The organism is Aestuariivirga sp. (assembly GCF_041738905.1).
In the GTDB taxonomy this organism is placed as follows: Bacteria; Pseudomonadota; Alphaproteobacteria; order Rhizobiales; family Aestuariivirgaceae; genus Aestuariivirga.
The window spans coordinates 55,885-68,515 of the sequence record NZ_JBGSOZ010000115.1 but is presented as its reverse complement, the minus strand read 5'-3'; the positions used below and the strand labels follow the sequence as shown (position 1 = coordinate 68,515).

8 protein-coding genes and 1 tRNA gene are annotated in these 12,631 nt (G+C 62.2%); 3 read left to right on the top strand and 6 right to left on the bottom strand.

From position 1 onward, the window contains the following. Positions 1-371: 371 nt before the first annotated feature. Positions 372-1,529: an acetylornithine deacetylase gene (gene argE, locus ACEW8Q_RS10515; protein ID WP_373504007.1), complete on the bottom strand. Its 1,158-nt coding sequence runs from the start codon at positions 1,527-1,529 to the stop codon at positions 372-374. A gap of 6 nt (positions 1,530-1,535) precedes the next feature. Then, the gene (gene apaG / locus ACEW8Q_RS10510; RefSeq protein ID WP_373504010.1) at positions 1,536-1,928 is read right to left on the bottom strand and encodes a Co2+/Mg2+ efflux protein ApaG; all 393 of its coding nucleotides are present in this window, start codon (positions 1,926-1,928) and stop codon (positions 1,536-1,538) included. Between the two features lie 82 nt (positions 1,929-2,010). Between apaG and ACEW8Q_RS10505 the strand changes: the two genes are divergently transcribed. The 3 genes from ACEW8Q_RS10505 to ACEW8Q_RS10495 all read left to right on the top strand — a co-directional run bounded on the left by ACEW8Q_RS10505 (position 2,011) and on the right by ACEW8Q_RS10495 (position 5,811). Beyond that, positions 2,011-3,126 (top strand): 2'-deoxycytidine 5'-triphosphate deaminase, encoded by a 1,116-nt coding sequence (locus ACEW8Q_RS10505; protein ID WP_373504006.1) that lies wholly within the window; start codon positions 2,011-2,013, stop codon positions 3,124-3,126. A 45-nt stretch (positions 3,127-3,171) separates the two neighbouring features. After that, a tRNA-Gly gene (locus ACEW8Q_RS10500) sits at positions 3,172-3,246 on the top strand. A 240-nt stretch (positions 3,247-3,486) separates the two neighbouring features. Further along, complete coding sequence (locus ACEW8Q_RS10495) at positions 3,487-5,811, top strand: pre-peptidase C-terminal domain-containing protein (RefSeq protein ID WP_373504005.1); 2,325 nt, start codon at positions 3,487-3,489, stop codon at positions 5,809-5,811. A 24-nt stretch (positions 5,812-5,835) separates the two neighbouring features. On the opposite strand, the gene gyrB is transcribed toward ACEW8Q_RS10495, so the two are convergent. The 4 genes from gyrB to dnaA all read right to left on the bottom strand — a co-directional run bounded on the left by gyrB (position 5,836) and on the right by dnaA (position 12,094). Then, positions 5,836-8,268: a DNA topoisomerase (ATP-hydrolyzing) subunit B gene (gyrB, locus tag ACEW8Q_RS10490; protein ID WP_373504004.1), complete on the bottom strand. Its 2,433-nt coding sequence runs from the start codon at positions 8,266-8,268 to the stop codon at positions 5,836-5,838. Next, a complete protein-coding gene (recF, locus tag ACEW8Q_RS10485; RefSeq protein ID WP_373504003.1) occupies positions 8,268-9,419 on the bottom strand; it encodes a DNA replication/repair protein RecF in 1,152 nt (383 codons plus the stop codon). Before recF ends, gyrB begins: the two co-directional genes overlap by 1 nt. 9 nt (positions 9,420-9,428) lie before the next feature. Beyond that, positions 9,429-10,541 (bottom strand): DNA polymerase III subunit beta, encoded by a 1,113-nt coding sequence (gene dnaN, locus ACEW8Q_RS10480; RefSeq protein ID WP_373504002.1) that lies wholly within the window; start codon positions 10,539-10,541, stop codon positions 9,429-9,431. A 119-nt stretch (positions 10,542-10,660) separates the two neighbouring features. After that, entirely contained in the window at positions 10,661-12,094 is a 1,434-nt protein-coding gene (dnaA, locus tag ACEW8Q_RS10475) for a chromosomal replication initiator protein DnaA (protein ID WP_373504001.1), read from the bottom strand. Positions 12,095-12,631 lie beyond the last annotated feature (537 nt).

Here is a 12,631-nt window from a genome sequence, read left to right as displayed (position 1 = left end):
GCCAATCCTCAAGGCCGCACTTCAAAACCATCGGACCGAGCAGCCAGCCTCCCATGCAGTTGACCGCTTGGCCGATGCTGCATAAGGTTCAACCAGCGACGCCAGCCTTGGCATTTTCAACAGAGTACGGGACATCCCCCCCTCGCCCGAATTCTACGAATATTGTGTCAAGGCCTTTTACGAACGGAATTTGATTGTTTCGTCCAAAGCGTATCATAGGGGTTCATTCTAGGATTTAATTTAAATTGTGAAAAGGCACTACAGAAATTCTGTTATTACACAAAGTGTCTAATAAGCCATTTTCACACGAGTTGTGCGAAATCGGATAGAATCCCGCCTGCCGCCTTCTCCCAGCAGCGCTGGGAGATGGGTTAGATCAACTGCTTCACCAGTTTCCCCATGAACGCCTCGCATTTCCGCAGCTCGCTTATGTCGATGTATTCATCCGGCTTGTGCGCCTGCTCGATACTCCCCGGACCGCAGATCACCGCCGGGATGCCGATCTGCTGGAACAGGCCAGCCTCCGTGCAATAGCTCACCGCGTGCGTGGAGTTGGCGTTGGCGAGGTGCAGCGCCAGGTGTTCGGCAGGCGAATCCTGCTCGGGTGCCAGGCCCGGAACGCGGTTCACGGTTTCGGTCGTGATGCCCGTCCCCGGCGCCACGGCTTTCATGGCGGGCTCCAGCGTCTTCGCGAAGGTCTCGATGCGGAGCGGCACCATGCCCGGGTCGGCGGTCGGCAGAAGCCGTGTTTCCCACTGGAAGGCACAGCGGCGCGGGATGATGTTCTTCGCCGTGCCGCCCTCGATCACGCCCACATGCACGGTTGAATAGGGCGGCGTGAAGCGCTGCGTCGGGTCGCCCGCGGCGATCAGGTCGGTGCGGATGCGGTTGATCTCGGAGAGGAGCTCGCCCGCCACCATGATTGAATTGACGCCGTGATGCGTGAGGCTCGAATGCGCCTCGTGGCCAATCACTTCGGTTGAAAACGTGACAGCACTCTTGTGGGCGTTCACCACCTGCATCGATGTCGGCTCGCCGACGATCACCGCGCGCGGCTTCGGCAAATGATCGCGCATGTGGGCGACGAGCGGGCGCACGCCCTTGCAGCCCACTTCCTCATCGCAGGACAGCGCCAGATGAATGGGCGACTTCAGCTTCGCCCTGATAAAATTCGGAACTTCCGCCAGGCAGACCGCGATGAAGCCCTTCATATCGCAAGTGCCACGGCCGAACAGCCTGTCGCCCCGCTCGGTGAGTTCGAAGGGATTGCTGGTCCACGGCTGGCCATCGACCGGCACCACGTCGGTATGGCCCGAGAGCACGATGCCGCCCGCGATGTTTGGACCGATGGTGGCGAAGAGATTGGTCTTCTTGCCTACCTCGTAGTCGACGCGGAGATGCGGTACGCCCCAGCCATCAAGATAGTCCTCGACGAACTCGATCAGGGGAATGTTGCCGTCGCGGCTGGTGGTGTCGAAGGCGATGAGACGCGCCAGCATCTCCTCGGTCGAATAGGTCTTGCCTGTCATGATGTCTCAGTTGATCGCGTGTTTTTCGTGCGGGCTGTCGAGCGAGAAGGCGGGGATTTCGATGTTGACGAATTCGCCGCTGCCCAATTGCATCTGGTAGGCGCCCACCATGAAGCCCGAGGACGTCTTCAAGGGGCAGCCGGAGGTGTAGCTGTAGGTGTCGCCCGGCTTCAGCATCGGCTGTTCGCCGACGACACCGGCGCCGCGCACCTCCTGCACATGGCCCGATGCATCGGTGATCTTCCAGTAGCGGGTGCGGAGCGTCACCGTCTCGCGGCCGTGGTTTTCGATGGTGATCGTGTAGGCCCAGACGAAATGGCCCTCCTCCGGCTTCGACTGGCCGTCGAGATATTGCGGGCGGACGATGACCTTCACGCCGTTGGTGATGCGTTCATACATGGATGCAGTGTAGCGCAAGGCCAGAAGTTTTCCACAGCGAAGAGACTTGCCAAGACAGGTTCAATTCAGCCATGTGATTGGCATGGGGACTTCCGATACAAACGCTCAGGGCATTTTGCCCGCCAGAACCATCGCCGCCTATTGCGAACAGGGGCTGATCCGCCTTGGCCAGCCGGCCGACGCGGACCAGATCCAGCCCGCCAGCCTCGACCTGAGGCTCGGCCACTGGGCCTATCGCGTGCGCGCCTCGTTCCTGCCGGGCAAGCGCTCCACCGTGGCCGACCGCGTGGCGGAACTGGCGCTGCACCGCATGCCGCTGACCGAGGGGGCGGTTCTGGAGACGGGCTGCGTCTATATCGTGCCGTTGCTCGAGTCGCTTGCCTTGCCGAAGGGCGTTTCCGCCGCCGCCAACCCCAAGAGTTCCACCGGGCGGCTCGACATCTTCACCCGCGTCATCACCGACCATGCACAGGAATTCGACAAGGTGCCGGAAGGCTATGAGGGACCTCTCTATGCGGAAATCTCGCCCCGCACCTTCCCGATCCTGGCGCGGACGGGCTCGCGCCTGTCGCAGATACGGTTTCGGGCTGGCGCACCGATGGCCTCGGACGCGCTCATCCGCGAGTTGCACGACAAAGAGGGCCTGATTTCGTCAGGCGAAGTCAACATCGACAATGGATTGGCCCTCTGTGTCGATCTCTCGACGCTCGAGGCCGATGGCCCGGTTGGCTTCCGCGCCAAGCGCCATGCCGGGCTGATCGACGTCGACAAGAAGGGCGGGCTCGAGGTTTCCGATTTCTGGGAGCCGATCTGGCAGCGTGGCTCGCTCGTGCTCGACCCGGACCAGTTCTATATCCTTGCGTCCAAAGAGGCCGTGCGCGTGCCGCCCGCTTTTGCCGCCGAGATGGTTCCGTTCAATCCGCTGGTGGGAGAATTCCGCGTGCACTACGCAGGCTTCTTCGACCCCGGCTTCGGCCACAGCTCGGGCCATGGCGAGGGGGCGAGGGCGGTGCTGGAAGTGCGCAGCCACGAGGTGCCCTTCATCCTAGAAGACGGGCAGATCATCGGCCGCCTCGTCTATGAACCTCTGACGGAAGCGCCGGATCAGGTCTATGGACAGGGCATCGGCTCCAACTACCAGCGCCAGGGCCTCAAGCTCTCCAAGCACTTCAAGCCCTTCGACCCGTCGCGCCGCTGATGCCCCTTGAAGACTGCCCGCGGCTCAACTAGTCTCCAAGGCGTCGCGGGCGTAGTTCAGTGGTAGAACGGTAGCTTCCCAAGCTGCATGTCGTGGGTTCGATTCCCATCGCCCGCTCCATCACATCATTATGAAACATGCCCGGACTGATCAAACGGCCCGCAAGACCGTGTTGCACTTGTGTGCTGTCTACAACCCGGCTCTTGTCATGGCGGCATAATCAACCTAGGATTTGTACCGGGGCTCAGAACTTGATCGGCTGACAGCACATGGACTGGCGGCCAAGGGAGATTGGACATGTGCTTCTTGTGTGCGCCCCGGAATACCTGTCCGATTGACGGTGACCCGGACAACGGCATCTTGCCGGATCTTTCCACATCCGGTTCCGTCATGCTCGCCTGGCTCGATGCCCACGGCCTCGAGGTCGCTGATGCGGACGCCCTTTTCGGCAATGACAGTGGCAATGGCTCGGTGATGCCCGCGAGCGAAAGCAACGTCTTCTACCCGGAACAGGACCCCATGGCATTCGGGTCAATCATCGATATCCCGAGCGGCACCGGCACATGGGTGGAACTGCGGCCCGGTTTCCGGATGAACGCTGAAATCTCGTTCTCGGGCGACACCGACTGGTTTGGCATGGTGCTGACGCAGGGCCAGACCTATCAGATCAGCCTCAAGGCGGTTACCGCCTTTGGCTTCGGCCTCGGCGATCCTTCACTGTTCCTGTTCGACAACACCGGCGCGCTGCTGATCTCCGACGATGACAGTGGCAGCGGCAACAATTCGCTGCTCACCGTCACGGCGACCCGCAGCGGCGTCTACTTCGTGGGCGCCACCGGCTTCGGCGGCGGCGATTCGACTGTGGGCCAGTATCAGATCAGCCTGTCCCAGGTGAACTTCGCTGCCGACACGGTGGGCGACCGCAAGGCGACAGCGGCCACCGTGACGGTGAACACCCAGACCAATGGCACCATTGACTATATCGGCGACGAGGACTGGTACGCGATCACCGTCCAGAAGGGAAAGACCTATGCGGTCTTCCTGGAGGGTGGGCCGCTGTCCTTCAATCCGCTGATCGATCCCAATCTCGAAATTCTAGACCAGCAACTGAATGTGGTGGCGTTCAACGACGACAACGGCGTCTCCAGCAATTCGCTTGCCACCTTCAAGGCCGCCAACAACGGTACGTATTACATCAAGGCCACGGGCAGCGCCGAGAGCACGGGCGATTTCCGGCTGACAACGGCCGAGTTCATACCACCTGAGAAGCCCAGCCCGCTGGTGGGCGTGGATTGGGGCGTCAAGTTCGACAAGACGAACATCAAGGTCTACTTTGCGAAGGCGGGCGAGACGTTCTGGGATTCCACGATGGATTCCAACTGGACAGCCTACGAGAAGCAGCAGGCCAACGCCGCACTGGGCGAATACTCCAAGATCTCGATGCTCACCTTCCAGACGGTGAACAATGCGGCCAATGCCGACTTCGTGCTCACCAAGGGCTTTCTCGACAGCGGGCTTTCGGGAAAAATGGTGCCGCAGGACCCGGAGTTCGGCGACAACCAAGGGGTTGGATGGTTCAACACCAACCCCAATTTCTGGTCGGATGGTTCGATGGGGCTACTTGAAGCGGGTGCCTATGGCTATTCCAACTTCATCCACGAATTCGGTCATGGCCTTGGCCTCGCCCATCCCCACGACGACGCCAACGGCCAGAGTGTGCGCTTCGACGGCGTGCTGGCTTCGGGCGATCTTGGCACCTTTGGCCTGAACCAGGAAGTCTTCACGATCATGTCGTACAATAAAGGTTGGGGAGGCGGCCCGGATGGCGATTCGGGCACCAACAACTTCGGTATCGCCATGACGCCGATGGGCTTCGACATCGCGGTGATCCAGCAGAAGTACGGCGCCAACATGAACTACAAGACCGGCGACGATGTCTACACGCTGGTGTCTACCAACGGGCGCGGCACAGGCTACATGGCGATCTGGGATGCCGGCGGCAGCGACACCATCCGCCATGCCGGCAACGCCGCCTCCACCATCGACTTGCGCTCTGCCACTCTCAAGCTCGAGGAAGGCGGCGGCGGTTTCGTATCCTTCGTGGATGGCATATTCGGCGGCTTCACGATTGCCAATGGCGTCGTGATCGAGAAGGCCGTGGGCGGCCGGGGCATCGACACCATCACCGGCAACTCGGCCAAGAACGAGCTCAGCGGCCAGGCCGGAAACGACCTCATGGCGGGAGGCCGGGGCAATGACACGCTGAATGGCGGCCAGGGTCGGGACTCGCTCGATGGCAACGAGGGTGCGGATCGGCTGTTCGGCGGCAAGAGTGCCGACACGCTGACCGGCGGGCGCGGCAACGATGTGTTCGTCTACAGCAACCTGAACGAGGGTGGTGACCGCATCACCGACTTCTCGTCCAGCGGGCAAGGAAACAATGACAGGTTCGAATTCCTCAGTGCGGCATTCGGAGGCTTGCCCGAGGGTGTTCTCAGCCTGAATCGCTTCCAGTCGTCTGCATCGGCGAATGCCCAGTCTGCCAACACGCGCTTTTTCCTCGAGACAGATACGGGCATTCTCCGCTTCGATCAGGACGGGAACAAGGATGGCTTTGACGCAATAGTCATCGCGACGCTTCTGGGCAACGCGAGCATGAGCGCTGGAGATATCCTCCTGGTCTAGAGCAGTCCGGCGGCCGCCCGATCCTCAGACGTCCAGGTTGGCGACGTTCAGCGCGTTCTCGCGGATGAAGTCGCGGCGCGGCTCCACCACATCGCCCATGAGCTTGGTGAAGAGGTCGTCGGCTTCGTCGAGTTCCGAGACCTTCACGCGGAGCAGCGTGCGGACGTTCGGATCGAGCGTCGTCTCCCACAATTGCTCGGGGTTCATTTCGCCCAGGCCCTTGTAGCGCTGCATGGTGATGCCCTTGCGGCCCACCGCGAAGACGGCATCGAGCAGGCTCATGGGCCCGAAGATCACCGTCTCGCCATCCTTGCGGCGGAGCTTTGCGGGCTTTGAATAGATCTCCTGCAGGTGATCGGCCTTGCGGTCGAGGCGGAGCGCATCGGCTGAGCCGATCAGTTTGCCGTCGAGCGTCCAGCTTTCGGTGACGCCGCGCACCTCGCGGGTGAAGCTCAAGCCGCCGTCGGCTGTGGGTTGGCCCGTCCAGCCGCGCTCGGTTTCTTCCGCGATGACATCGAGGCGGCGCGCGATATAGGCCGCCGCTTCCTCGGCCCTCTCAGGGCTCGACAGCACTTCGGGATTGAGCACTCCGGCAATCGCGGCCTGTTCGATCACGTGGCGCGGATAGCGCGAGTGAAGCGCATCGAGCGCGTTGCGGATCGACAGGGCCTCTTCGACAATGGCGCGAAGATCGGCACCGGCGCGCTCGGTTCCATCGGCCAGCACCAGCGTCGAGCTTTCGAGGCCGGTGTCGACCAGATAGGCTTCAAGCGCCTTCGAGTCCTTCAGGTATTGTTCCGACGAGCCGCGCTTCACCTTGTAGAGCGGCGGCTGCGCGATATAGAGGTGGCCGCGCTCGATCACCTCGGGCATCTGCCGGTAGAAGAAGGTGAGCAGGAGCGTGCGGATGTGAGCGCCGTCGACGTCGGCGTCGGTCATGATGATGATCTTGTGGTAGCGCAGCTTGTCGACGTTGAATTCCTCGCGGCCGATGCCGGTGCCAAGCGCGGTGATCAGCGTGCCGATTTCAGCGGAGCCCAGCATCTTGTCGAAGCGCGCGCGCTCGACATTGAGGATCTTGCCGCGTAACGGCAGCACAGCTTGGTTCTCGCGGTGGCGGGCCTGCTTGGCGGAACCGCCGGCCGAGTCACCCTCGACGATGAAGATTTCGGACTTCGACGGATCGCGCTCCTGGCAGTCAGCGAGCTTGCCGGGGAGTGACGAGATATCGAGCGCACCCTTGCGGCGCGTGAGTTCGCGGGCCTTGCGCGCGGCTTCGCGCGCGGCGGCGGCCTCGACGACTTTCGAGACGATGCTGCGGGCCTCGGAAGGATGTTCCTCGAACCACGCTCCCAGTTGCTCGTTGACGAGATTTTCAACGACGGGACGGACTTCGGAAGAGACGAGCTTGTCCTTCGTCTGCGACGAGAACTTCGGGTCCGGTACCTTTACCGAGAGTACGCAGGTCAGGGCCTCGCGGGCGTCATCGCCGGTCAGCGCCACCTTCTCCTTCTTGGCGATGCCGCTGTCATTCGCATAGCTGTTGACGACGCGGGTCAATGCTCCACGGAAGCCCGCGAGATGCGTGCCGCCGTCGCGCTGGGGAATGTTGTTGGTGAAGCACAGCACGTTCTCATGGTAGCTGTCGTTCCACCACAGGGCGCAGTCGACCGTGATGCCGTCCTTCTCGCCGTGAATCATGATCGGCGCGGAGAGCACGGCCTGCTTGGCGCGGTCGAGATAGCGCACGAAGGCGGCGATGCCGCCTTCGTAGAACAGTTCCACATCCTTCGGTTCCACGCCGCGCTTGTCGGAGAGCAGGATGCGGACGCCGGAGTTGAGGAAGGCCAGTTCACGCAGGCGGTGCTCCAGCGTGGCAAAGTCGAATTCGGTCTTGGTGAATGTCCCGGTCGACGGCAGGAAGGTCACTTCAGTCCCGCGACGGCCCGGTGCCTCACCAACAACCTTCAGCGGCGCATCGGGGTCACCATGGGTGAAGCTCATGTAGTGCTCTTTGCCATCGCGGAAGATGGTGAGCTGGAGCTTGACCGAGAGAGCGTTGACGACGGAAACGCCGACACCATGAAGGCCGCCAGACACCTTGTAGGAGTTCTGGTCGAACTTTCCGCCGGCATGAAGCTGCGTCATGATGACTTCCGCCGCCGAAACGCCTTCGCTGGTGTGGATGTCGGTCGGGATGCCGCGGCCGTTGTCGGTCACCGTGCAGGAACCATCGGCGTTGAGCGACACCGTCACGCGGTCAGCATAGCCGCCCAGCGCCTCGTCGATCGCGTTGTCGACCACCTCGTAGACCATGTGGTGAAGGCCCGAGCCGTCATCGGTATCGCCGATATACATGCCGGGGCGCTTCCGCACCGCATCGAGGCCCTTCAGGACCTTGATCGAATCCGCGCCGTAGGTGTTCTCGCCGTTGCCGTTGTTCGTCGTGTCTGACATCAGCTTTCCATCACTTCCTTGATCGTACCGTCTTCCACCTGGAATACGGTGCCGTCATGTCCAATTCCCTCGAACAACTGGGCATCCGTGCCCGTCATCCAGCACTGGGCACCAAGTGCGGCCAATGCTTCCAGCAAACTTTTCCGGCGGGCCCGGTCGAGATGGGCCGCCACTTCGTCCAGCAGCAGGATCGGCGCCACGCCGGTTCCCGCCTCCACCGCCCGCGCCTGCGCCAGGATCAGGCCGATCAGCAGGGCCTTCTGCTCGCCCGTCGAGCATTGTCCCGCCGCCATCTGCTTTGGCCCGTGAACCACGCCGAAATCACTCCGGTGTGGTCCTCTCAGGGTTCGCCCGGCCGCCCGGTCGAGCCCACGCGATTCGTGGAGAATCTTACGATATCCGTCTTCCACTTGCACCGCCGGCTTGACGGCGACCAATGCCTCGGTCTCGCCTTCGACGGAGACTTCAGCCCACGGGAACGAACTCGATTCCCGGCCTACTTCTATATGGGCCTGAAGGGCCTCCAAGCCAACAAGTCTTGCAGCGGCAATGGCCACGGCGGCTTCCGCCATGTGGGCCTCGAGGCTCGACAGCCAGGCACCATCCGGACGGGGCTCATCGAGAAGCAGGTTGCGCTCGCGCATCACTTTTTCGAAGACCAGAATGCGCGAGCCGTGCTCGGGGTCGAAGGCCGTCACCATGCGGTCGAGGAAGCGCCGCCGGTCGGATGCGGGGCCTGCAAACAGCCGGTCCATGGCGGGCGTCAGCCATAGCATCCGCATGTACTCGCCCAAAGCACCCGAACTCTTCTGCGCCTCGCCATCGATGACCACCAGACGGCCGCCTTCGCCCGCCTCGGACTGGCCGCTCCATCCGGTACCGATCGACACCGGCCCGCTTGCGGTATCGACCTCCGCCGAGATGGCCCAGCTTCCAGCATTTCCCTGCCGCGCCAGCTCTTCGAACACGGCGCCGCGCAAGCCCCGGCCCGGCGCCAGCAGGGAAATCGCCTCCAGAACGTTGGTCTTGCCTGCCCCGTTCGCGCCCGCCAGGGCGATGAGGCGCGGGCTGATGTCGATCCGCAGGCCTTCATAATTGCGGAAGTCCGTCAGCGTCAGCCGCCGGATTGCGAGATTCGGAGAATCGGTCACGTATAAGGCTTACACCCGCATCGGCATCAGCACATAGAGGGCCTGGTCGTCGCCCGGATCGCGGATGATGGTGGGTGAGCCCGCATCGGCTAGCTGGAACAGCATGGCTTCGGACTTGACCTGGCCTGCCACGTCCATCAGGTAGCGGGAATTGAAGCCGATATCGATGGGATCGGCCTCGTAGGAACAGGCGACTTCTTCTTCCGCCGAGCCTGAATCCGGGTTGTTGACGGTCAGCGTCACCTTGTTGCTGCCGATCTGCAGTTTCACCGCGCGGCCCTTTTCCATTGAAATCGTCGAGACGCGGTCAACGGCGGAGGCGAAGGTCTTCGTGTCGAGTTCCATCGTCTTGTCATTGTTGCGCGGGATCACGCGCTCATAGTCCGGGAAGGTGCCGTCGATGAGTTTCGAGGTGAGCACAAGGTCGCCCGCCGCGAAGCGTATCTTGGAGGCCGAGAGCGACACGTCGACATTGCCGTCGACACCCTCGAAGAGCTTGACGACTTCGAGCACCGTCTTGCGCGGAACGATGACACCGGGCATGCCCTTCGCACCCTCGGGCCGTGCGATCTGGGCTTGCGCCAGGCGATGCCCATCGGTGGCCACGGCCCGCAGCAGGCCGCCGGCCGCAACGTCGTGAAGATAGATGCCGTTCAGGTAATAGCGGGTTTCCTCGGTCGAGATGGCGAAACGCGTCTTTTCGATCAGGCCCCGGAGATCGCCACCGCTGATCGCGAAATGATTGGGGAAGTCACCCGCCGCCAGATCCGGAAAGTCATCGTGCGGAAGAGCTTGCAGCGCGAAGCGCGAGCGGCCCGCGAAGATCGAGACGCGCTGGCCGTCGCCCGCCTGCTCGAGCTCGAGCTGGGCGCCGTCGGGAAGTTTCCTGACGATGTCGTAGAGCATGTGGGCAGGCACCGTGGTGGCGCCGCTCTTCGAGACCTCCGCCGCAACGCTTTCGACGATCTCGATGTCGAGATCGGTGGCCGTCATCTTGAGCAGCCCGTCGCCTGCCTGGAGCAGCACGTTGGAGAGGATCGGAATGGTGTTGCGGCGTTCCACGACGCTCTGCACGTGAGTGAGAGCCTTCAGAAAGGCTGACCTTTCGATAGTGACGCGCATAACCGGAATGTCCCTCGTTCTTCTGTTACCAGCTTCTAGCCGGGCCAAAAACATTGGCCCGGCTAGAAGCTCAGTTCAAGGGTTTTCCAGAGCTTTTCCGCATTTGGGCCGGGCTTTCCTCAGCCCTGCTCAACCAGCCTGATCAGGAGGGCCACTTCTCGTGCGAGCTTGTCGTCGGTCTTGATCTGGCCCTCGATCTTGCGCACGGCGTGAAGCACGGTCGAGTGATCGCGGCCGCCAAAGCGGCGGCCGATCTCGGGCAGCGAGCGCGCCGTCATCTTCTTGGCCAGATACATGCCGATCTGGCGCGGCACCACGACGCTGCGTGCACGGCGGGGCGACAGGAGATCGGTGCGGCCCACGTTGAAGTGGCGGCCGATGATCTTCAGGATGTCGTCGATCTTGATGCGCGAGCCATCGGGGTTCGCCTGCATGTCGCGCAACACCAGGGAGGCGAGGTCGAGAGTCACCGCAGCCTGGTTGAACTGCTGATAGGCGGCGATGCGGTTCAACGCACCTTCAAGTTCGCGGCCTGTGCCGGTGATGCGATTGGCGATGAATTCGAGCACGTCATCGGGGATGACGACCGACGGATCGCGTTTCACCATCAGTTCATAGCGGCTCTGCAGAATGCGGCGGCGGGTGTCGAGATCGGGAAGCTCAATGTCGACGACGAGGCCGCCCATGAGGCGCGAGCGCATGCGTTGATCGATCGCGTCAAGCTGGGCAGGAGGCACATCGGCGGCGACGATCACCTGGCGGCGCGAGTCGACGAGCGAGTTGAAGGCGTTGCAGAACTCCTGCTGCATGGTCTTGCCCTGCAGGAACTGGAAGTCGTCGATGAGCAGTACGTCGATCGCGGCGAACTGGTCCTTGAAGGAGAGTGTGTCGCGCTGGCGGAGCGCCATGACGAAGTTGATCATGAAACGCTCGGCGGTGAGCACCATCACCTTGCGGTCGGGCCGGCGCTCGCGGATGCGGTTGGCGACGGCGGAGAGAAGATGCGTCTTTCCGAGGCCGGAGCCTGCGTGAACGAAGAGCGGATTGAAGCTGATGGCCGCGCCCTGCGCCGCATCGGCGACGCGGCACATGGCGGCATGGGCAAGCTGGTTCGACGGACCGACCACAAAGGTCTCGAAGGACTGGTTGGGATCGATCTGCGGATTGCGCTCCGCCACGGCGGCCTGCGCCGCAGCCACGACAGACGGCGCGTGTGCTGCCGGTGCGGGTGCCGCATGCGAATGCGAATGCGAGGCGGAATGATCGTCGGGCTGAACACGCTGCACCGCGGCGGCCCGCGTGCGCACACGCACGAGCACGGCATCAAGCGCCCCCAGTTCGGCCTCACCTATCTTCTGAAGCTTCGCCAGATAATGCGTCTCGATCCAGGACTTCAGGAACCTCGTCGGGACCGATACGGCCAGACGGCCATCATGCAGGTCCTCGATCTCCATGCGGGCGAACCATGACGTATAGAGATCCTCACCGAGTTCTCCGCGCAAACGCTGCACTACACGATACCATATGGCCTTCACGTCGTTCGAAACAGTCATTCTCTTACCGCATCCCTTGCTGCACCTGACAGGCGCGCGATTATTCCCGCGGCGATGCATGTTGCATGGCCGCCCAAGCTCTTCGTCTTTTCGGGATTTCCGTTACGCGTTACCCGGTCGATGACCGGACACAGACGTCATTGCCTTGTTCATCTCTAAGCCCCTGCCGCGGCCTTCCAGCCGATCCTTCTGGGTATTGCCCCAAGCAATCCATGCTTTGAACGCCCCACTCACACAAACTCACGCCCCGGACGGCAACCGCCCGGCAAACGCCACAACTGACCGCAATACGGACCTCATGGCACTGCCCTCGCCACGGCTCCGTCTCTCTTGCGTGGAGCTGATGGCCACCGGCCCGTCCACGAGCCAGAACTTACAAAAGCGTTAGCAACCTGAGCAACCTGATTCAGAAAACGCTCCGCACACGGAGACCGCTTGACACGTTCCGGCGTCGGACGTCTTTCGCGAGGTGAATCGTAAAGCCCTGATATTCCTGTGCTTTTGAGTGGTCAGTGAAGGTACATGGCGCTTTTCCCC